Consider the following 21,384-nt stretch of genomic DNA (forward strand, 5'->3'; position numbering starts at 1 on the left):
GTCCTCGCGACCTTCATGCCGAAAACGACCGCCGTAATATGGATGCCAGCGGTAATGAAACTCCACCATCTGCCCGACATGGGCAGAATGACCCTGCGATGGCGAACGGTTGCAAGAATCGGTTGTTTTCTTCCGGCCGGAACGAAGAGGGCAGATGAGGGGTGATGTCACGTGCATCGCCATCGGCAGCGCCGTTTGCTGCTCATACGTCGATGGCCGTTTTGTTCAATCCGGCAAGCGAGATACGTGCTTATCTTTCGGTGTCGTACATCACACGAGAGGTATGCGTCATGAGCAACAACAACGACCAACGGATCGACTACGTCGAATTCAACGTGAAAGACATTCAGCGGTCACGCGACTTCTACGGAAAGGCCTTCGGCTGGACCTTCACTGACTACGGCCCGCAATATTGCGAGTTCAACGACGGGCGCTTGTCAGGCGGCTTTGCGGCTGGCCCAGCGAGGTCCGGAGGAGGCCCGCTCGTCATTCTCTATGCCGATGATTTGCCGGCAACGGTCAAGCGTGTCGAGCAAGCGGGAGGCAAGATCGTCAGGCCGATTTATGGCTTCCCCGGCGGCCGGCGCTTTCATTTTGCGGACCCGGACGGTTACGAGCTAGCGGTTTACACCGAAGACGGCACCAAGGAATGATCGCGGTCCTCCACCACCTCGGAGTGGTTTTGCTCGGCGGCGTCTTTATCTGGGCAGGCGCCGAGCATTTCCTCAGATTCCGGGCGATTGCAGCGTCCCTGGCCGAACGGGGCTTTCCTGCTCCCAAGCCTCTTCTCGCGGCCGGATCGGTGCTTGAGATCGGCGGCGGCTTTTGCCTCGCAACGGGCCTTGGTGGACCCTTTCCCGCCGCAGCTTTGGCCGTCTTCACCATCGCGGCGTCTTTCATGGCGCTCAATTTCTGGCGCTACAGCGGCTATGAACGCGAAGCCCTTCGTACCGGCTTCACCATCAATGTTGCCGTCTTGGGCGGGTTGATTGTCGCCGCGACCACTAGCCTGTGATCATCGTTTCGAGGCGGCGGCTTCGTCTTCATCTGCCATCAGCCGCCGGTCGTTGGCGATCCGTGTCTTTGCAGCATTCGCCTATCGCTGCCAGAAGGGCAGCTTGGCGATCTCTTCCTCGGCCTGTCGTCTCGTCAGACCGATATCGTCGATCAGATGGGGATTGGTCTCCGCCAATCGCTTGAGGTCCCAGCGAAAGCGTGTCGGCTCGCGCCAGGCCGCGATAATGTTTCGCAGCGTCGCCAGGCTGTGGTGCCGACGCGACACTTCCGCCAGCCGAGCTGCCTTATGCTGGCCCGAGGCAAAGGTAGGAATATCGTTCATGGCAAACCTCCATATGGTTTGAGGTCCAATACGATTTGGGAGGACCCTCGACCTGAAAGAGGAGGAATTCTGCAGGATACGAACAGCGCCGTAATTAAGCTCTCCCAAATAGTTCTCAAAACTTCCAAACGGGCTATAGATGCGCCGTATGCAGGGATCGCGCTTTGCCTTTGGACCGTTCGCGCTTGATCCGGGCGCGGGAACGCTCCTCCGGAACGGTGTCCCCGTTGCCGTTGGCTACCGCGGGCTAAAGCTGCTTGCGGCGCTCGTCGGACGGTCCGGCGAAATCCTGAGCAAGGCTGAGTTGATGGACGCGACGTGGCCGGGCACCGCCGTCGAGGAGGGCAACCTTACCGTCCAGATAGCGCTGCTGCGGAAGCTGCTTGGTCCGGCCGCCGACGGTGGTGAATGGATCGTCACGGTTCCGCGCATCGGCTACCGCTTCACGGGCGCCGTCGAACAGCTCGGCGGCGCCAAGCGAAAACCTTTGCCACTGCCCGGCAAACCATCGATAGCCGTGCTGCCCTTCGTTAATGTCAGCAACGATCCCGAGCAGGAATCCTTCGCCGATGGGTTGACCGAAGACCTGATCACGGACCTGTCGAGGATCTCCGGCCTGTTCGTCATCGCACGCAACTCGGCCTTTGCCTACAAAGGAAAGGCGATGGACGTGCGCGGGATCGCTGAGGAGCTTGGCGTGCGCTACCTGCTGGAGGGAAGCGCAAGACGCGCCGCCGGGCAGGTGCGCATCAATGCACAACTGGTCGACGCGGCGAGCGGCGATCATCTATGGGCGGAACGCTTCGATCGCAGCCTGGAAGATATTTTTGCCGTTCAGGACGAGGTCACCGGCAAGATCGTCGAGGCGCTGCTCGGCCGGCTACGCGCACCACCGCCGCGCAATCGGCCCAAAAATCTCGAGGCCTACGATCTGTGTGTGCGCGCGCGCAAGCTGATGGATGATTCGCCGCAGACGGCGCGGGAAGCGCATCTGATGCTCACCCGCGCGGTTTCGCTCGATCCGGAATATGCCGAGGCCTATCGCTGGCTTGCCATGAACCACTGGATGGGATTGGTGCATTCCGGCGGACCAACCGAAACATCCCGTAGCGTTGCTTTAGAGCTGGCGCGCAAAGCCGTGGCGATCGACCCCAACGATGCCGGGTGCCGCTGGGTCTTGGCTTACCTGCTTGCCTACGAGCGCAGCTTCGCCGAGGCGGATGCGGAATTCGCCAAGGCCATCGAGCTCGACCCGAACGAGGCCGATGCCTGGGCGGCACTGTCCGACATCGCGATCTTGGCGGGGCAGGTCGAGGAGGGCCTTGAGCACATCCGCAAGGCCTTCCGGCTGAACCCGTTTCCGGCAAGTTGGTATTATCTGACGCTCGGGCAGGCGCAATACGCGGCCCGCGAATACGAGGCTGCTGTCGAGACACTGCGCAGGGACGAGACTTATCGTACAAGCTCACGCCGTTTCCTGGCGGCAAGCCTTGCCCAACTCGGCCGGCTCGACGAGGCGCGTGCAGAGGTCGAACTGTTCCTCGTCGGCAACCCGCATTTCACAACCCGGCACTGGGCGACGACGGAGCCATTCCGCGACGCTGGGACGCTTGAGCATTTCGTTGACGGCTTCCGCAAGGCCGGCCTTCCGGAGTGACGCGCCGGCGCCGTCGCACCGTTCGTGCGACCTATTCCTCAAAGCGACCCGTGGCGTCACGATCGCGCTCGTATCGTCTGGTGAGCGGAAACGGCGGCAACCAGGACTCGCGACGGATGATCCAGCTTTCGTAGGTCGGCATCAGTTGGTCAGGCGCATCCAGGGATCCCAGGTTCACTTCGATTTCGTCGGCGGTGCGTCCGAAAATCGTCGAGCCGCAGCGCGGACAGAAAAACCGCCCGGCATAGTCGCGTGTTTCGCCGTCGATCGTCACCGCATCCTCAGGAAATATCGCGGAAGCGTGAAAAAGGGCGCCATGATGCTTGCGGCAGTCGAGACAGTGGCAAAGGCCGACCCGGTATGGGCGCCCCGACGCGACAATTCGGACGTTGCCACACAGGCACCCGCCGGTGAATCGGTCCATGCTGCGTCTCCTCCAAAATCAAGCGGCCGGAATGGTTACAACGACCGGCACTGTTGTTGCAATCGCCGCGCCGTAGGCGGGGACACGTCGTTCTTCCGTGGCGATGACATTGCAGCCGCCTCTCTATGCCTTACGCGAGCTTGCCGCCGAAAATAGGCTTTGGTTTGTCATATGGAACGAAACGGCGCGTTCCATTGAGCCGCCAACTCGGCGGCCGAGGCGATCTTGACGCCGCAGTCGGCGAGTATGCGTGCGACCGTCGCTACCGGTTCGGCGTTGGACGAAGCTATTCTGCCGTCCGGAAGGAAGAGATTGTTTTCGAAGCCGACCCGGATATGGCCGCCAAGCAACGCGGCGGCGATCACGCACGCCGCTTCGTTGCGGCCGAAGGCGCAGACGCTCCAATGGTCGAAGCGCGGCGTGTTCGCCGCGAGGAATGGCAGGAGATCGGCAGGAACGGACGTCTGTCCCGGCGTGTAGCGGCCCAGCACGTAGAGAACCGGTATGCTTGCCCAGGGGATCAGTCCGCGCTGCTGCATGTCCGAAAGCCTGACGGCCTCCTCGGGCGAATAGAGGATGATCTGCGGCGCTACTCCCTCGGTGCGCAGCCAGGCCATGAAGCGCGCGAATGCGAGCTCCGATCCGGCATCAGGAACGATTTCGCGAAGCGCCAGGGAGACAGCTTGCGGCTTCACATCTTGTACGACGGCCATCTGCTGGGCCGGCGAATAGATACCGAGTGCTTCGGAAGTGATCTGAACTACCAAGCGGTCGCCGGCGGCACCGCGGATGGCGGCGATCGCCTGGCGGTAGGCGTCGGCGTCGAGCAGATGATTGCCGCTTCTGTCGCGGACATGGACGTGGATCATAGCCGCACCGGCATCGGCGCATTCCGCGGCCGTCCGCGCAAGTTCGGCTGGTGTCAGCGGAATCGCCGGATGGTCGGCCTTGCTGCGACGTCCCCCGTTCGGCGCGACAGCTATGGCGACGCGATCGAGACCATGGGCCGGCTTCATGGAGACGCTCTGTGAGTTACAAGATTCATATGAATCAATCTTTGACCACACTGAAACAGACGTTGCAATCGCTGGTCTGGCGAGCTAGCAATATCCATGGACCAGGGAGAGCTTGCTGGACAGATCGTCAGTGCCTTCGACGGCATGTCGGCGCAGCTTCGGTCCGCCGCGCGCTATGTCCTTGATAAGCCGTATGATGTCGCGTTGTTGTCCATGCGCGAGCAGGCCCGGCACGCGGGAGTGCAGCCGGCCACGATGACGCGGCTGGCCCAGCATCTCGGCCTTGATGGCTACGAGACCGTACGCGATATCTACGCCGCCGCGATCCGGGACGGCGAAATCGGTTTTGCCGGCAAGGCGGGCCTCCAGGTGGCCAACCAAAAGCTCAAGGGCGACCACGCGCTGGCGGCCGATATTCTGGATTCAATTTCCAGCCAGCTTGCCCATCTCGCCGAAAGCAGGTCGATCGACCGTCTGGTCGGCACGGCCAGGGCGCTGAGTGCGGCAAGGCGTGTCTATTGCCTCGGCCTGCGCTCGAGCCACGCAGTGGCCTGGCATCTGCATTACATCCTGTCGCTGATCGGCGAGAAGTCGGTGCTGTTGCACGGCATCGGCGGAACCGACGGCGACGCTCTGGCCCACGCGACCAAGGACGACGTGCTGATCGCCGCCAGCGTCCTGCCCTACACGCGCTTCACCATCGAGCTTGTCGAGTATGCTGCCGGCCGCGGCGTACCGATCGTTGCGGTCACCGACAGCGGGGTAGCGCCCTTGGCGCTGCTTGCCGATCACCTGGTCATCGTGCCGACGGGCAGCCCGTCCTTTTTCCACACCATGACGCCAGCTTTCATCGTTGCGGAGGTCCTCGGCGCTCTTGTCGCAGGGCAGGCAGGCGAGGGCGCCGTTGAGTCGCTGCGACGTTTCGATGAGCAGGGCGCCGCCCTCAAGACCCATCTCAACCAACGTCCGCCGAAGAAAATGCCCATGAGGGACCGTCGATGACACACATTCTTCATCGAACCATCCACTCGACGCTGCCGGTCGCCATTCGCGGCCAAGGCATCGAACTGTTCGATGCCGAGGGCAAGTCCTATATCGACGCGTCGGGCGGCGCCGCCGTGTCCTGTCTCGGCCACGGTCATCCCGACGTGATCGCTGCACTGCACACCCAGCTTGACCGCATCGCCTACGCCCACACCAGCTTCTTCACCACCGAGGTGGCGGAGCGCTTGGCAGATCGGCTGGTCGAGGACGCGCCGGAAGGGTTGGACCATGTCTATCTGGTCAGCGGCGGCTCGGAGGCGGTCGAGGCCGCGCTCAAGATGGCCAGGCAATATTTTGTCGAGAAAGGCGAACCGCAACGGCGCCATCTCATCGCACGCCGGCAGAGTTATCACGGCAATACGCTCGGTGCTCTCGCCACCGGCGGCAATGAATGGCGGCGCGCCCAATTCAGGCCGTTGCTGATCGAGACCCATCACATCGACCCCTGTTATGCCTATCGCTATCAAAAGCATGGCGAAAGCGACGAAGCCTATGCGGTGCGCGCCGCCCAGCAGCTCGAAGACAAGATCCTCGAACTCGGCCCGGACGAGGTCATCGCCTTTGTCGCCGAGCCGGTGGTGGGTGCCACACTCGGCGCCGTGCCGCCGGTTGCCGCTTATTTCAAGCACATTCGCGCGATCTGCGACCGCTACGGCGTGCTGCTCATCCTCGACGAAGTGATGTGCGGCATGGGCCGTACCGGCACGCTGCATGCATGCGAACAGGACGGCATCACTCCCGACCTGCTGACCGTCGCCAAGGGGCTCGGCGGCGGCTACCAGCCGATTGGCGCGGTGCTGCTTGGCAGGCATATCTTCGACGCCTTTGCCCAAGGCTCGGGCTTCTTCCAGCATGGGCATACCTATATGGGGCATCCAATGGCGGCCGCGGCCGGCCTTGCCGTGCAGGAGGTCATCCGACGTGACCGTCTGCTCGACAACGTCAGCGCAATGGGCGCGCAGCTGGACGAACGCCTGCACCAACGCTTCGATAACCACCATCACGTCGGCAACATTCGCGGGCGGGGTCTGTTTAGGGGAATCGAGCTGGTGGTTGATCGCGCCACCAAGGAGCCGTTCGACCAGAGGCTTGAACTCAACGCCCGCATCAAGCGCGAAGCAATGGCCCGCGGCCTGATGATTTACCCGATGGCCGGGACGATTGACGGTGTGCGCGGCGTTCATGTGCTTGTGGCGCCGCCTTTCATCATCTCCAAACAGGATATCGATCGGATCGTCGAACGGCTCGGTGAGGCGATCGACGCTGCGATCGCTTCAGCGGCCTGACCCGCACGACGCGGATCGCCTCAACCCAATTCCAACGCGTCATCGGCGACGGGCCGGGACAACCACCAGAGAGGTAGCAACCATGTATAGTTCGATGAAAACCCTGATCGGCGCGGCGGCCTGCATGCTGCTGGCGCTGCCATCCGTCGGAGCCGAGCAGCGCTTCGTCACGGTCGGCACCGGCGGGGTCACCGGCGTCTACTACGCTGTGGGCGGCGCCATTTGCCGACTGATGAACAAGGACCGGCAGAAAACCGGCATCCGATGCTCGACCGAGTCGACCGGCGGTTCCGTCTTCAACGTCAACTCCATCCAGACCGGCGACCTCGATTTCGGCTTGACCCAATCGGACGTCCAGTACCAGGCCTATGAGGGGACTGGAAATTTCGACGGCAAGCCGTTCAAGGATCTGCGGGCCGTGTTCTCCGTCCATCCCGAGCCGTTTACCGTGCTGGCGCGGCCGGACGCCCGCGTCACCAAATTCGAGGACTTCAAAGGCAAACGCTTCAACGTCGGCAATCCCGGATCAGGCACCCGCTCGTCGATGGAGGAATTGCTCAAGCAGATTGGCTGGACGCTCGGCGATTTCTCGCTTGCCGCTGAGCTGAAGGCGGACGAGCAGGGCAGCGCGCTGTGCGACAACAAGATCGATGGTTTCTTCTATGGCGTCGGTCATCCTTCCGCCGCGATCCAGGATCCGACCACGGCCTGTGGCGCCAAACTCATCCCACTGACCGGTCCGGCAGTGGACGCGCTGTTAGCAGCCCATCCCTACTTTTCAGTCGCCACCATCAAGGGCGGCATGTACGCCAACAATCCGGACGACGTGAAGACATTCGGCGTCCGCGCCACTGTCGTGGCGAACGCCAGCACGCCCGATGAGGTGGTCTACGAACTGGTGAAGTCGGTCTTCGAAAATTTCGACGACTTCAAGAAACTGCATCCGGCCTTCGCCAATCTCGATCCCAAGGAGATGATCAAGACCGGTCTGTCGGCGCCGGTACATCCGGGCGCGGAGCGCTACTACAAGGAAAAGGGCTGGCTCTGAGGCCTCCGATGCGAGGCGCAACGGGCACCTCGCATCGCAAATAATTGTGGGGAACGATGACAGATCAAAGCCAGCGGGCGGCAGCGCCTGACCAACCCGTTATCGACATTGACAAGCTCAGCGAGATCGTCGCCGAGGCCGACACCGGTGGGCGCAAGCCGACCGGCCGCACCGCGAAGCTGATCCTCGGCGTATCGCTGGCATGGTCGCTGTTCCAGCTCTGGTATGCCTCGCCCCTTCCGTTCATGCTCAATTTTGGAGTTGTCAGCGACGGCATCGCCCGCTCCATTCATCTGGCCTTCGCCCTGTTTCTGGCGATGCTGACGTTTCCGGCCTTCAAGACCTCGTCGCGCAGCCGGGTGCCGCCGCCCGACTGGGTGCTAGGCATCGCCGGGGCGGCGTCCGCCCTCTATCTGTTGGTTTTTTACAGCGATATCGCCCATCGGCCGGGTCTTCCGACTACGGCTGACCTGGTCGTCTCGATCGCCGGCGTCCTCATCCTGCTCGAGGCCGCGCGTCGCGCCGTCGGGCCTGCTATCACCGTCATCGCGGCGATCATGCTGATCTATATCTTCGCCGGGCCTCACCTACCTGGCCTGCTCGGCCACAAGGGCGCGACGTTATCGCGCGCAGCCTCGCAGATGTGGCTGACGTCGGAGGGGGTCTTCGGTGTTGCCCTCGGTGTGTCCACCAATGTCGTCTTCATGTTCGTTCTGTTCGGAACATTGCTGGAGCGCGCCGGCGCCGGCGGCTTTTTCATCCAGCTTGCCTTCTCGCTGCTCGGCAAATACCGCGGCGGTCCGGCCAAGGCCGGTGTCGTGGCTTCCGGCCTGACCGGCATGATTTCTGGGTCGTCGATCGCCAATGTCGTGACCACCGGAACCTTCACCATCCCGCTGATGCGCCGGGTCGGATATTCTGCGGTCAAGGCGGGCGCCATCGAATGCGCGGCCGGCGTCAATGGTCAGCTGATGCCTCCGGTGATGGGCGCCGCCGCGTTCCTGATCGCGGAATATGTCGGCATCTCCTATGCCGAGGTGGTCAAGCATGCCTTCTATCCAGCGCTGCTGACCTACGGCTCGTTGTTCTACATCGTCGATATCGAGGCGATGAAGACGGGGATGAAGGGCCTGCCGTCACGCAGCACGCACTCCGCATTTCAGGGTGCGCTGCGTGGGCTGATGGGCATATGCGGCTTCATCGTCCTCGCAGGGCTTGTCTATTACGGCATTGGCTGGACGAAGATCGTTTTCGGCGCGGCCGCGACCTGGATGATCACTGCCGCGCTGATCGCCGTCTACATCGGCCTTGTCGCCTACCGTGCGCGCTATCCCGACCTGCCGCTGGAGGATCTGGAGGGCGAGATCGTAAGGATTCCGCATTTCGGCGAGACGGCGCGCACCGGCCTGCATTTTCTGCTGCCGGTGATCCTGCTGATCTGGTGCCTGATGGTGGAGGAGCTGTCGCCCGGCCTGTCGGCATTCTGGGGCGCTGTCGCCCTGATGGCGCTGATCGTGACGCAACGGCCGCTCACCGCCTTTTTCCGCAAGGACCGTGCGCTGGCACGGCATTGGCTTCGCGGTTTCGACGATCTGGTCGGTGGCCTGTCCGCCGCTGCACGGAACATGACGACGGTCGGCATTGCCACTGCGACGGCCGGCATCATCGTCGGCACGGTTCTGCTCACGGGCATCGGGCTGGTGATGACCGAGCTGGTCGAATTCATCTCGGGCGGCAGCTTCATCGTCATGCTCTTGTTCACCGCGGTGATCTGCATCATTCTCGGCATGGGCATGCCGACCACTGCAAGCTATGTCGTCGTCGCCACCTTGATGGCGCCGGTCATCGTCGATTTGGCGGCGCAGAACGATCTTGCCGTGCCGCTGGTCGCCGTCCATATGTTCGTTTTCTATTTCGGGCTGATGGCAGACGTGACGCCGCCAGTGGGGCTGGCGGCTTATGCTGCTGCGGCAATTTCCGGCGCCGATCCGGTGAAGACCGGGATTCAGGGTTTCAAATACGAGATCCGTACCGGCCTGCTGCCGTTCATCTTCATCTTCAACACCGGACTGCTGATGATCGATCTCGAAGGTCCGTTCGACTTCGTCGCGATGGTGGTGACGTCGACGCTGGCCATGGTCTCGTTTGTAGCAGCGACGCAGAATTGGATGCTCGTGCGCAACCGCTGGTACGAGACGATTGCGTTGCTGCTGGCCTGTTTCATCTTGTTCAGGCCGGGACTCTTGCTCGATCAGGTGAGCGAACCCTATCGGGCAGTGCCTGCCTCCGAACTCGGCCGTATCGTCGACGAGACAGCCGAGGGGGGCGCAGTTCGCTTGCGCCTGACGACACTGAACCTCAACGGCGATGAGATATCGAAGCTGGTGCGACTACAACTCGGGCCTGGAAATTCATCGGCCGAACGCCTGAAGGCCGCGGGCTTGGACGTCAGTGCGCTTGGCGATAACGTGACGGTCGGCGTGGTGCGACTGGGCAGCCAGGCGGCCAAATTCGGCCTGCAGCCGGGCGACGAAATCAATCAGGTGCTAGTCCCTGCGGAACGGCCGTCGCGCTATTGGTTCGCCATCCCGGCACTGCTGTTGCTCGGTCTCGTCGTCTGGGGTCAGAAGCGGCGAAGGCGGACGGTTGGTCTATAAGCGCCTTATGAGCGGAAGAGTCTTGGCCAGCATGTCGGTAACAAGAGAACCAAACGGCGCCCCGGAGCCGGCTACCGCGGAAAAGCGCACGACGACGCGCGACCGCCCCTTCGAACCCGTCGACTACGGGCTTTACGCGCTGACGGTCATCGCCTGGAGCGCATCGTGGTTCGCGATCGAACTTCAGGTCGGCAGCGGCGTATCGAACGAGGTCAATCTGGTCTGGCGCTTCGCCATCGCCACGCTGCTGATGTTTGCCTGGGCCGGTTTTTCCGGCGGGCGGCTCCGCTTTCCGATCACCGATCATCTGCGCTTTGCTGTGCTCGGCATCCTCATCTTCTCATCGAACTTCCTGTTTTTCTATTACGGCGCCGGCTATCTCGTCAGCGGATTGCTCTCGGTCGTCTTCTCGCTCGCCTCGGTCATCAACATGCTGCTCGGTGCCTTGGTCATCGGCGAGCGCCCGGCGCCGCGCATTCTCGCCGGCGGCGTTATTGGCTTCGCCGGCATAGCGCTGATGTTCTTTCCCGAAATTGCCGCGAACGGGCTTTCAGGCAGGACGTTGGTGGGCCTTCTGCTGTGCCTCTGTGGCACGCTGAGCTTCTGCGCCGGTAATCTCGTCTCCGTCGCAAACCAGCGCCGCGGCCTGCCGCTCGTTTCAACCAGCGCCTGGGGCATGCTCTACGGCACTCTGTGGTCGGCGTTCCTGGCCTTCCTGCTCGGTGAGCCGTTCGTGTTCGCGACGACCGCCTCTTATATCGGCTCGCTGGTCTTCCTCGCCGTCATATCGACAGTCATGGCTTTCGCCGCCTACCTGACGCTGCTCGGACGCATTGGCGGCGCCCGCGCCGGCTATGCGACCGTCATATTTCCCGTCTTTGCGCTTTTGATCTCCACGGCGCTGGAAGGCTATGCCTGGACCGCTTACGCGATCATCGGGCTCGTCCTCGTCGCCGCCGGGAACGTCCTGGTCATTCGCGGAGGACGGCGCTGACGCATGGAATGCCTGCGCAATGCCGCCGCCTTCCGGTGCGCGGGCCGCGGTTCTGTCGAGCTTGACTCTCTGCATGGTCTGTCTAAGCTTGCGGTCAATGGGTCAGACCAATGTACCAGGGGCGAGCCGGGGAGGGAACTAAACACGCATGCCGATCCAGGCCGTTGAACCACGCCGGCTATACCGACAGGTCGCCGATCAGCTCAGGCAACTGATCGATGCCGGCGAGTTTTCCGTCGGCGACCGTCTGCCGACCGAGCGGGATCTGGCCGACCAGCTCGGAATTTCCCGCCCGACGGTCCGTGAAGCGCTGATAGCGCTGGAGGTCGAAGGCCGCATACGCATCCGCGTCGGCTCGGGCATCTACGTCACCGATCCGCCGAGCGCCCCCGCCTCCGAACCCGAAATCGAGGAAGGCCCGTTCGAGCTGCTGCGCGCGCGCGAATTCGTCGAAGGCGCGATCGCCGCCGAAGCTGCTCTCCACGTCCGGCCTGCAGATATCGAACGGCTCGACGACGTGCTGCGCCGGATGGAGGCCATGCGTCACCCCAACAAGATGACCATTACGCTCGACCGGGAATTCCATACTGCAGTCGCCGGCATTCTCGAGAACGCGGTGCTGGTGCGCTTCATCGGCGAGCTCTTCGACCAGCGCATGAACCCGTACTTCGAACGCCTGTCGATCTATTTCGAGACCAACGATTCCTGGCAGATAGCGGCAAAGGAGCATCGTGCCGTGCGCGATGCGATTGCCGCGCGCGACCCCGAGCGGGCCAAGGCCGCCATGCAGCAGCATCTGCGCCAGTCGCAAATCAGATTCTCACGCAATTTCGATGAGAGAGCCGCAGCCAAGGAGGTTGCGGAATAGCAGTTGGCCGGGGGGAGATCCGGCCGTCAAATCCAACCAGGGAGGAATTAGATGCTGAGAAAATACGCAGTTCTGCTCGGTGCGATCGCCGCAATTGCCATACCCATGGCGTCGGCCTCGGCGGAAACGGTCCTGAAATGGGCACATGTCTACGAGACGACGGAGCCCTTCCACACCGAATCCGTGTGGGCGGCCGACGAGATCAAGAAGCGCACCCAGGGCCGCTACGCCATCGACGTCTATCCGGCCTCGCAGCTTGGCAAGGAAGCAGACATCAACCAGGGCCTGATGCTCGGCACCGTCGATATCATCATTTCCGGATCGAGCTTCGCAGCGCGCGAATATCCACCGATCGGCGTCACCTATTTCCCATACACTTTCCGCGATGCCGACCATCTGCTGAAATACACCAAGAGCGACGTCTACAAGGCCCTGACCAAGGGCTACGAGGACAAGACCGGCAATCACATCGCCGCCACCACCTATTATGGAACGCGGCAGACGACCTCGAACCGGCCGATCGCCAAGTGCTCCGACATGCAGGGCTTGAAGATGCGCGTCCCCGACGTGCCCGCCTATCTAGCCATGCCGCGTGCCTGCGGCGCCAACACCGCGCCGATTGCCTTCGCCGAGGTCTATCTCGCCCTGCAGAACGGCACGGTCGAGGCCCAGGAGAACCCGCTGACCACCATCGAGGCGAAGAAATTTTACGAGGTGCAGAAGAACATCGTGCTCACCGGCCATATCGTCGATCATCTCAACACCATCATATCGGCGTCGCGCTGGGCCTCGCTTTCCGACGAGGACAAGAAGATCTTCACCGAGGTGATGCAGGAGGCTGCCGCCCGCGCCACGGCGAAGATCGTCGCCCGCGAAAAGGAACTGGTGCAGGTATTCAAGGACCGCGGCATCAGCGTAACCGATGTCGACCGTGCCGACTTCGAGAAGAATGTGCTGGAGAAGGTCACCTTCGAGGAATTCGGCTACAACAAGGCCGATTGGGAAGCGATCCGCGCCATCAAATAGGGCATCGGGAAATCGGATGCTCAATCAAGAGGATAGGGCGGCAATCGGATTCGCCGCTTTAACCTGCCCATCCGTCCGGCTTGAAATTGTGCCGGACGGCCTTTCCAATCCTTGACGACCACCAGCTTCGGGAGCCCGCGCCAATGGCCGAGGAACACCACACCGAGATCACCGTCGAAGAGATCGCCCACGCCTTCGAGGAGGTGCCGGTACACGTCGACCTGTCGGACCACGGTATCGAGGACTGGATCACGCTTGCCGTGTTCTGGGGCATGGTCGTCTGTGTCTTCCTGCAGTTCTTCACCCGCTATGCGCTGAACAACAGCCTTGCCTGGACCGAGGAGATCGCCATCAACGCGCTCGTCGTCGTCGTTTTTCTCGGCGCCGCCATGTGCGTGCGCCTTTCGCGCCATATCCATGTCGATGTGCTTTACCACTATCTGCCGGAGCGCGTTGGCCGCTGGCTGGCGCTCGCCGTCGATATTATCCGCATTGCATTCTTCGCCTACGGAACATGGCTGATGTGGCGCTACGTCACGATCGTGGCGCATGAGCGCATGGTCACAGTCAACCTGCCGCGGCGCTGGTTCTTCTACGCCGTCTTGGCTGGCTTCGTGCTGATGCTTCTGCGCTCGATCCAGGTCTTCATCGGCAATTACAGGCGCGGCTATTCGGTGCTCGAGCGTCCCGGGGCGTTCGAGACGGCGGGGGTCTGAGCGATGCTGCTTCTGGTAGGGGGCTTTCTTGTCCTGATGCTCATCGGCGTGCCGGTCGCCGTTTCGATGGCGGCCGCCTCGATCCTTTACCTCGTCATCTACGGCGTGGCGCCCGATATCATTGCGGCCCAGCGCATGATCGCCGGGGTCGAGAGCTTTCCACTGCTCGCCGTTCCCTTCTTCATCCTGGCCGGCAACCTCATGAACATCGCCGGCGTCACCGGGCGCATCTATTCCTTTGCCCTTGCCCTGGTCGGCTGGATGAAGGGCGGCCTGGCGCAGGTCAACATCATCGGATCGGTGATCTTTTCCGGCATGTCGGGCACCGCGCTCGCCGACGCCGCCGGCATTGGCACGATCGAGATCAAGGCGATGAAGGACCACGGCTATCCTATCGACGCCGCGGTCGGCGTCACCGCCGCTTCCGCCACGCTCGGGCCGATCTTTCCGCCCTCGCTGCCCTTCGTCATCTACGGCATGATGGCCAATGTCTCGATCGGTGCGCTGTTCATGGCCGGCATCCTGCCCGGCGTGGTCATGACCGTGCTGATGATGATTACGGTTGCCATCTTTGCCTACAGTCGCGGCTGGGGTTCCGACACACCTTTCGAGCTTCGGCGGCTCGCCGAAGCAGCAGGCGAGGTGCTGGTGGTGGCTGCCTTTCCGATTGGCTGTTACGTGCTTGTGCAGCTTGGCCTGTCGATCAACATCGCGGTCGGCATCGCGCTGCTGGTGCTGGTCGCGGCGGACTGGTATTTCGACTTCTCCGCGGTCATGGCGCTGATGACGCCGGTCATCCTGATCGGCGGCATGACGATGGGCTGGTTCACGCCAACCGAAGCCGCGATGGCGGCTGTCATCTGGTCGCTTTTCCTCGGGCTGGTGCGCTACCGCACGATGACGCTGCGTTTGCTTGCCAGGGCCAGCTTCGACACGATCGAAACGACCGCCTCGGTGCTCTTCATCGTCACCGCCGCATCGATCTTCGCCTGGCTGCTCACCGTCAGCCAGGCAGCGCAGCTGTTTTCGAACTTCATTTTCGCGCTCACCGAAAACAAGTGGGTGTTCCTGATCCTGGTCAACATCCTGATGCTGGTGGTCGGCTGCTTCCTCGATACGATCGCCGCGATCACGATTCTGGTGCCGATCCTGCTGCCGGTTGCCGCCGTCTACGGCATCAACCCGGTGCATTTCGGGCTGATCATGACGCTCAACCTGATGATCGGGCTTTTGCACCCGCCGCTCGGCATGGTGCTGTTCGTGCTGTCACGTGTCGCCAAGCTTTCTGTCGAGCGCACCACCATGGCGATCCTGCCGTGGCTGGTGCCGCTTATCGTGGCGCTGCTTCTGATCACCTTCATACCCGCCATCACGCTCTGGCTGCCGACCGAGATGGGCTTGATCCGGTGAGCGGCCAGGTGGTTGCCGCGACGCTGTTCGGCCCGCAGGACCTGCGCGTCGTGGAGCGTCCGCTCGAACCGCTGGCGCCAGGCATGGTGCGGGTGCGCTTCGAGGCCGGGGGCATCTGCGGCTCCGACCTGCATTATTTCCGCCATGCCCGTACCGGCGATTTCGTGGTGACCTCGCCGCTTGTCCTCGGCCACGAAATCTCAGGCGAAATCGTCGAGATCAATGGCGCGGCACCCGGCCTGGGCGTCGGCGACCACGTCGCGGTCAATCCGTCGCGCTGGTGCGGGCATTGCGCGCGATGCCTGGAAGGCCGCGCCAATCTCTGCGAGAACATCTATTTCATGGGCTCGGCATCGAAGACGCCGCATATGCAGGGCGGTTTCGCCAGTCTGTTCGACGCCAAGCCCGCGCAATGTTTCAAGGTTCCATCTGATGTGGCCTACCAGGCGGCGGCGCTTGCCGAGCCGTTGGCGGTCAGCCTGCACGCCGTCGCGCGGGCGGGCGACATCAGGGGCCGCAACGTCATCCTGTTCGGTGCCGGCCCCATCGGTCTCTTGACCATGCTCGCGGCCAGGCTTGCCGGCTGCGCTGAACTGACCGTCGCCGACATCGCCGCCGCGCCGCTCGCCTTCGCCGGCAGGTTGGGTGCCGACAGGACGATCGACATTGCCAGCGGCGACGGCGAGCTCCAGGCGCTCGCCGCCGGCGGTTCGCTTGACGTGGCGTTCGAGATTTCAGGCACTGCCGCAGGCCTTGCCGCGGCAATCGCCAGCGTCCGGCGCGGCGGCACGGTGGTCCAGGTCGGCAATCTTCCCAATGGCCAGATCCCGCTGCCCGCCAATGCGGTGATGGCCAAGGAGATCGACCTCAAAGGCACCTTCCGCTTCGGCAGCGAGTTCGGTCGCGCAGTCGACCTCATTGTGTCGCGGGAGGTGGACGTCCTGAAGCTGGTGACGGCGGAGCGCACGCTTTCCTCCGCCCCCGATGCGTTCCGACTTGCCGCCGACCGCACTCAGAGTGTCAAGGTCGTGCTGACCGCGGACTGATTGAGGATTCGCAACGTCCCTGTTTTTTACGAGCCCATTTGGCGCTTCACCGTGCAGGTACAAACAGAGGATGTGCGACGGACCGTGCCGGCTTCCCAGCATCAGGATAGAGCATACGCGTGTAACCATCATAAGCCGATGCCGCGCTTCTTTCCCAGGCTCCAATCCACGCCCCCCGTATCTGAGCACACGACCCCGGTAACTTGATTACCCAATCGCTTTTCGAGCGACGGCGACCAGGGCACCAGCTTGAATTCGAGTCCATTATCGATCATCGCGAGCCGGCCTGAAGCCAGCAAAAAACGCCGCCGGTAAATCCCAGCCACATGATTGCCGTTGGGAGCCTTCGTGAATGACAGGCCCGTCTCGGCGGCGATGCGGGCACCAAGCGATTCCACCTCATGATCGTGTAGTGTATCGATCAGATTGCGGGCAAGAATGACGCGCTGTCCCTCGCGCCTGGCCAGATCGCGGCTGACAAGGTGATCTACCCGATCTTGCAGTGCCTGTCCTACGTCCTTGCCAAAGCCGCCGTCACCGAATTCGGCGGGCTCGCGTGCAACGAGTTGGCGATCGAGCCAAGTCGCGCCGGAAGCATGGACCTGCTGTTCGATTGAGAGGTCGGAGCGGACGGCGAGCGTGACCCGGCCACCGCCATTTGCACTCGCATCGCGACACAACTCCACGACCGAGCCCGGGTCGGAATCTCCCGCCGCATCAGGATCATGGAAGCGAATGTGGTGCGTGCGTCCATCGATGCCATCGACGATGGCATAGGCCGCGCCGCGCCGTTCGTCATCAAGGCCGCGTTCGAGCAGTCGGCCGATCACGGGCGCATCAATTTTTTCGGCGGCCAGCACGTAGTCGGCTGTCCCCTTTTCTAGCCCATGCACGGTGAGACTGCGGTGCATGCGCTTGATGATGTCGCCGCGTTCACCGAGGGCGCGCAAAGTGGCCTCGGCCTCTTCGACCACCATCCATTGGCCGGGACGGATCTCGTTCGCGAGACCCAGGCGTTCCAGTTGCCGCAGCCGGCCGACTTTGAGCCCCAGGAACTGGTCGGGATGGCGATCAGGGTGTGGCGCGAGATCAATGATACCATGACGGTCGGCGTCACGAGCAAGCTGGCGATCGAGCTGCGTCCAGCGCTCAGTGTCGACTTGGTGCTCGATGGCCTGGCGGATGTCGAGGTCGGTGCGGAGCCCAAGCGTCTGGGTGAGAATGTCGCTCGCCCGATCGCGCATGCCCTGGCGGATGTAGTCGCGCGAGATGACAAGACTCTCGCCATCGTCGGCAACGCCGCGAACGAGGATGTGAACGTGCGGATGTTTGGTGTTCCAGTGATCGACGGCTACCCAGTCAAGCCTCGTGCCGAGGTCGCGCTCGATGTCGACCATCAGGTCACGAGTGAAGTTCTTGAGCTCGCCGAGCTCCATTGCGTCGTCCGGTGAAACGATGAAACGGAAGTGATGCCGATCGTCCTTGCAGCGATCGCAGAAGGCGTCATGATCTGCCTCTTTGGTGTCAGGGCCGAACATCCTCGCCTTCTCACCATCCCGTGTAACACCTTCGCGGCGAAGATATTTGAGATGGGTGGCGAGTGGCGCAGACCCTCTGAACTGCCGCACCACACGGGTCTTGACGACGGCGCCGCGTGAGCGGTCAGAGATGAGGCGACTGGCGCGGATGCTCGCTGATCTGCCGCGGCCAAACGTTGAAGCTCGCGGGGAGGTGATCCGACCCTCGCGTGTAAGGTGACCGCCGGCGCGCTGTGTGGCCGCAAGAGCCTGGAAGATGAAGGGTCGTGCGCGCTGGCCGGCGCGGGAGCGGATACGACCCGGGCGGACGCGAAAGCTATCGTCACGCGTCATGCTAGGCGGCCACGAGGTGCGGTTTCCATTGAAAGACTGAAAAAATGGGAATAGCGCACATCGCTGATTGTGGCAGCACATCGCGAAATGAGTCGAAAATTGTAAGGAAAACAATCGGCCGATCCGAGCCGCACCTCGCGGCCCTTTATCCTGCCACTCTCTCTGTCCTCATCTGCGGACAACCCTTCCGCCGCAATTTCCGCGACGGAACAGGCCGGAATGGAATTGAGGAGGAACGTGGCGATCATCGCGATATGACTAAAGAGGGCTGAGCGAATAGGCCGGAAACAGCGTGGTTCGATTGGAAATCGGTTTCACCCGGCCGTGGCTCGATCGCAGTCAGGTCCGCAACAGGATGGCCCATTGGCGACCGCATCGCGGACGAATGAATCGCCGCAAAGATCGTCTCGGCATAACCATTGCCATCCGATGCAGCGGCGTTCCGAATGTCATGGGGATGCGCAAAGATCGTTGCACGGAGTGAGCTGGCTCTGCCCCTTCTTTGCCGCGCGCGCCGCGGACTGAGAACTGCACCATCGAGCAGCGGCGCGAGTTTCCTGACGTAGTCGACCGTCTCGCGTGGCAGCGGCCGGCCGGTTGAGAGATGTTCCCTGTACCGACCAGGACCGGCATTGTAAGCGGCAAGAAAGCCGCTGCGCCCGAAGCTGTCGAGCATTTCGCGAAGATATGCTGCACCTGCAAGAATGTTGTCACGCGGTTGATAGGGATCGTCACCGAGACGGTATTTGATGCGCAGTTCTTCCCAGGTCGCCGGCATGATCTGCATCAAGCCCATTGCGCCCTTGCTTGAAAGCGCACGAACATCGCCGACGCTCTCAACATGCATGACGCCGCGCAGCAACCGCTCTGGAATGGCGAAGCGTTTTGACGCTTCCCGGATATGCCGCGACCACGGGCCTGCCGACAAGATCGTCGACTCGGAGTGCGCCGGCCGTTCACCAGCAGAGGAAGCCGCTGCAACAGTTTCGGGCGCCACGAAGCCGAGCATGACACATGCGGCAAACGTCGTCATGCCTCTGTGGGCTGCATCCCGCAGACCGCAGAACCGATGCGCCGCCAGCCTGCGACGGTGTTCGCTTCCGTTAAGGGCAGGGGCTCGCCGATCGAACCGGCTTTGCCAAAACTGTGATGAAATCTGCGTCCGGAGCCACAAGCAAGTGTCCGGCCCTCTGTGGGCTGCCTCGCGGGCGGTCGGGTCGAAGGGTTTAACCGGCGCCCAATGGATCAAAAGGATTGGCGAGAAAGATTCGTCGAAGGGCTCCAGAAGCATTTGTTCAGCCTCGCCCGTCGCGCTTCGATGATCGGTTCCAGTGCATGCTCCAGACGCTGTTCTCTGCATCGGACCGGAACAGCTTGGCGCGGATCGGCTGCGTAAAGGACGGGTCGTCAATTGAGACGGAGAGGTAATCCCCAGCCTTGTCTCCGGCGCGGTCCCAAGCCGCACCGACCGCCGTCCCTTCGCAATAGATCAGATGGTCGGGCGCGTTTTCGGTTTTGGATTTCTCGGCAGGCAGAATGGCAATCTTCGCCTCGATCGTTAGCGTGGAGAGATTGCCGAAGAAGCCGTCATCGTTGCGCGTGAATGTTCCGATCTGAGTCATTGCAGTGCTCCTTTCATGGGTGTTAGTGCACGTCGAACCGAGCCGTCACGGCTCGCTAGCAAGGGGATCGTTGGTGAATTCCAGCACCGGAGTGGTGGGCTCCGTGGTCCAGACGGGAAGCGCGCGGCCAACGATTGATGAGAGCGGGAGCGGGCCGAAATAGCGGCTGTCAAAACTGTCGGCTGCACCCGGGTTCATAAGGAAGACGTCCGCCTCGGCAATGTCGCGGCAGCCCTGCCAGATGGGCAGGGGTCGACCGCGACTGTCACGCTCGCGCGCATGTCCATACGTCTTGCCGTTGACGATGATCGTTGTGCCTTGGCGACAGACGGTTGCGCCCCCCAGTGCCAAAATACGCTTCAGGAGCGGCACATTTTTCGGCAGATACCCGCGTCTTGCCATGAAGGCCGCCAATGGCTCGGGCGGCATGATGACGGCGATATTGGCAATACCGATTTTGTCGGCCGGCTGGACGCGGTAGAGCCCGACGGGGATGCTCGCCGATGCGTTCCAGATGGACAGCGGCGGATGGCTAATCCATGCCGGCGCCGCGGCGAGCACTACGCCGCCAACCATCGTGGCGATGATCTTTGTGCGCTTGCTCATGACTCGATCCCGGGGCGCAGCAGGCAAGTTTTACGACGCTTGGCCGTGTATGGACTCGGCTGCTCGCGTGCGGCTATCCGGCTGTGGACATGCCGCCGTTTACGCAGCGACATGAAGATCAGGGTTTGCTGCTGTTTCGCCGCTACCAGGCGGCGCGGTTGCAATCTCCTGGCTTGCGCGTGGATGGTTTGCGACGCAGCCCAGACCAGGATGGCAGCGTTCCAAATCGTTGCCATGCCGTGCACACTTGCCGCCTCAACGCAGGTCGATTCTTCGCCCGCATGAGAGTGGATCGGTGTCAGGCGGCCGGATTTCACCATCAAGACGAGCTGCCAGGCCACAACGTCCCGCGTGCCGGGTGGAGGGAAGCCGGATGAGGGGACATGAGGCAGCGCAAATTGCTGCTGAACGGTCTCGCGATACGGCATTTCGGTGCGCCACAGATCAGGAGCTGCGGTCGCGCCTGCCGACATAGGCGGGCGCGCGGGCTGCATGGGGTTTTGCCGGCGGAACATAGGTCGCGTTGGCATCGCTGGTGGAGGTGCGTGCGCCCAGGTCTATCCAGGCGTGCAGGTCGTTGATGTCGTAGAGAACGCGCCCGCCGACCTTTCGGTATTTTGGGCCGGTGCCGTAGGTCCGGTGCTTTTCGAGTGTGCGGGCGCAGAGCCCGACGATGGGTGCTGCCTCCTTCGTGCGCAAATACTTTTGGGGCGCGTCCGCGGGACCCTTCGACATCGCTCGATCTCCATTCGGT

Annotated in this window: 22 protein-coding genes; 13 read left to right on the plus strand and 9 right to left on the minus strand. The window is 62.3% G+C overall.

The features are described from left to right. The first annotated feature begins 290 nt into the window (after positions 1-290). Positions 291-653, plus strand: coding sequence for a VOC family protein (locus NKH37_RS22470; RefSeq protein ID WP_031193399.1), 363 nt, complete (start codon positions 291-293; stop codon positions 651-653). A 23-nt stretch (positions 654-676) separates the two neighbouring features. After that, a complete protein-coding gene (locus NKH37_RS22475) occupies positions 677-1,015 on the plus strand; it encodes a DoxX family protein (protein ID WP_245278508.1) in 339 nt (112 codons plus the stop codon). 81 nt (positions 1,016-1,096) lie between these two features. Here the strand turns inward: NKH37_RS22475 and NKH37_RS22480 are convergent, their stop codons facing one another. Then, positions 1,097-1,339 carry a DUF1127 domain-containing protein gene (locus NKH37_RS22480; RefSeq protein WP_023717030.1) on the minus strand — a complete coding sequence of 81 codons (243 nt, stop codon included), beginning with the start codon at positions 1,337-1,339 and terminating at the stop codon, positions 1,097-1,099. A 148-nt stretch (positions 1,340-1,487) separates the two neighbouring features. Between NKH37_RS22480 and NKH37_RS22485 the strand changes: the two genes are divergently transcribed. Next, positions 1,488-2,996, plus strand: a complete 1,509-nt coding sequence (locus NKH37_RS22485) for a winged helix-turn-helix domain-containing tetratricopeptide repeat protein (RefSeq protein ID WP_023717031.1) — start codon at positions 1,488-1,490, stop codon at positions 2,994-2,996. Positions 2,997-3,027: 31 nt separating this feature from the next. Here the strand turns inward: NKH37_RS22485 and NKH37_RS22490 are convergent, their stop codons facing one another. Next, on the minus strand, positions 3,028-3,420 hold the full coding sequence (locus NKH37_RS22490) for a GFA family protein (RefSeq protein WP_023717032.1): 393 nt from the start codon (positions 3,418-3,420) through the stop codon (positions 3,028-3,030). A gap of 167 nt (positions 3,421-3,587) precedes the next feature. Next, positions 3,588-4,436 carry a beta-keto acid cleavage family enzyme gene (locus NKH37_RS22495; RefSeq protein WP_023717033.1) on the minus strand — a complete coding sequence of 283 codons (849 nt, stop codon included), beginning with the start codon at positions 4,434-4,436 and terminating at the stop codon, positions 3,588-3,590. Positions 4,437-4,532: 96 nt separating this feature from the next. Here NKH37_RS22495 and NKH37_RS22500 point away from each other — a divergent pair, with 96 nt between their 5' ends. The 10 genes from NKH37_RS22500 to NKH37_RS22545 all read left to right on the plus strand — a co-directional run bounded on the left by NKH37_RS22500 (position 4,533) and on the right by NKH37_RS22545 (position 16,531). Continuing rightward, positions 4,533-5,438 carry a MurR/RpiR family transcriptional regulator gene (locus tag NKH37_RS22500; protein ID WP_023717034.1) on the plus strand — a complete coding sequence of 302 codons (906 nt, stop codon included), beginning with the start codon at positions 4,533-4,535 and terminating at the stop codon, positions 5,436-5,438. After that, entirely contained in the window at positions 5,435-6,766 is a 1,332-nt protein-coding gene (locus NKH37_RS22505) for an aspartate aminotransferase family protein (protein ID WP_023717035.1), read from the plus strand. Before NKH37_RS22500 ends, NKH37_RS22505 begins: the two co-directional genes overlap by 4 nt. A 94-nt stretch (positions 6,767-6,860) precedes the next feature. Further along, positions 6,861-7,814 (plus strand): TAXI family TRAP transporter solute-binding subunit, encoded by a 954-nt coding sequence (locus tag NKH37_RS22510; RefSeq protein WP_051409598.1) that lies wholly within the window; start codon positions 6,861-6,863, stop codon positions 7,812-7,814. Positions 7,815-7,870: 56 nt separating this feature from the next. Next, a complete protein-coding gene (locus NKH37_RS22515; RefSeq protein ID WP_023717037.1) occupies positions 7,871-10,471 on the plus strand; it encodes a TRAP transporter permease in 2,601 nt (866 codons plus the stop codon). Positions 10,472-10,502: 31 nt separating this feature from the next. Next, positions 10,503-11,465, plus strand: a complete 963-nt coding sequence (locus NKH37_RS22520; RefSeq protein ID WP_023717038.1) for a DMT family transporter — start codon at positions 10,503-10,505, stop codon at positions 11,463-11,465. Positions 11,466-11,613: 148 nt separating this feature from the next. Further along, positions 11,614-12,333 carry a FadR/GntR family transcriptional regulator gene (locus NKH37_RS22525; protein WP_031193403.1) on the plus strand — a complete coding sequence of 240 codons (720 nt, stop codon included), beginning with the start codon at positions 11,614-11,616 and terminating at the stop codon, positions 12,331-12,333. Between the two features lie 51 nt (positions 12,334-12,384). Continuing rightward, complete coding sequence (locus NKH37_RS22530; protein ID WP_023717039.1) at positions 12,385-13,359, plus strand: sialic acid TRAP transporter substrate-binding protein SiaP; 975 nt, start codon at positions 12,385-12,387, stop codon at positions 13,357-13,359. A gap of 143 nt (positions 13,360-13,502) precedes the next feature. Then, positions 13,503-14,075 (plus strand): TRAP transporter small permease, encoded by a 573-nt coding sequence (locus tag NKH37_RS22535; protein WP_023717040.1) that lies wholly within the window; start codon positions 13,503-13,505, stop codon positions 14,073-14,075. A 3-nt stretch (positions 14,076-14,078) separates the two neighbouring features. Next, positions 14,079-15,485, plus strand: coding sequence for a TRAP transporter large permease (locus NKH37_RS22540; protein ID WP_023717041.1), 1,407 nt, complete (start codon positions 14,079-14,081; stop codon positions 15,483-15,485). After that, the gene (locus NKH37_RS22545; protein WP_023717042.1) at positions 15,482-16,531 is read left to right on the plus strand and encodes an L-idonate 5-dehydrogenase; all 1,050 of its coding nucleotides are present in this window, start codon (positions 15,482-15,484) and stop codon (positions 16,529-16,531) included. The genes NKH37_RS22540 and NKH37_RS22545 overlap by 4 nt, the downstream gene beginning before the upstream one ends. 128 nt (positions 16,532-16,659) lie before the next feature. On the opposite strand, the gene NKH37_RS22550 is transcribed toward NKH37_RS22545, so the two are convergent. The 6 genes from NKH37_RS22550 to NKH37_RS22575 all read right to left on the minus strand — a co-directional run bounded on the left by NKH37_RS22550 (position 16,660) and on the right by NKH37_RS22575 (position 21,365). Beyond that, positions 16,660-18,402: a relaxase/mobilization nuclease domain-containing protein gene (locus tag NKH37_RS22550; RefSeq protein WP_023717043.1), complete on the minus strand. Its 1,743-nt coding sequence runs from the start codon at positions 18,400-18,402 to the stop codon at positions 16,660-16,662. Positions 18,403-18,646: 244 nt separating this feature from the next. Continuing rightward, positions 18,647-19,264 carry a lytic transglycosylase domain-containing protein gene (locus tag NKH37_RS34060; protein ID WP_502898594.1) on the minus strand — a complete coding sequence of 206 codons (618 nt, stop codon included), beginning with the start codon at positions 19,262-19,264 and terminating at the stop codon, positions 18,647-18,649. Positions 19,265-19,697: 433 nt separating this feature from the next. Beyond that, entirely contained in the window at positions 19,698-20,024 is a 327-nt protein-coding gene (locus NKH37_RS22560) for a DUF736 domain-containing protein (RefSeq protein WP_023717045.1), read from the minus strand. A 45-nt stretch (positions 20,025-20,069) separates the two neighbouring features. Beyond that, positions 20,070-20,630, minus strand: coding sequence for a S26 family signal peptidase (locus NKH37_RS22565; protein ID WP_023717046.1), 561 nt, complete (start codon positions 20,628-20,630; stop codon positions 20,070-20,072). Further along, entirely contained in the window at positions 20,627-21,058 is a 432-nt protein-coding gene (locus NKH37_RS22570; protein ID WP_023717047.1) for a replication initiator protein A, read from the minus strand. Before NKH37_RS22570 ends, NKH37_RS22565 begins: the two co-directional genes overlap by 4 nt. A 16-nt stretch (positions 21,059-21,074) precedes the next feature. Continuing rightward, entirely contained in the window at positions 21,075-21,365 is a 291-nt protein-coding gene (locus tag NKH37_RS22575) for a helix-turn-helix transcriptional regulator (protein ID WP_023717048.1), read from the minus strand. Positions 21,366-21,384: the final 19 nt, after the last annotated feature.

It is taken from the genome of Mesorhizobium sp. M1217 (assembly GCF_040318275.1).
Taxonomy (GTDB): domain Bacteria; phylum Pseudomonadota; class Alphaproteobacteria; order Rhizobiales; family Rhizobiaceae; genus Mesorhizobium.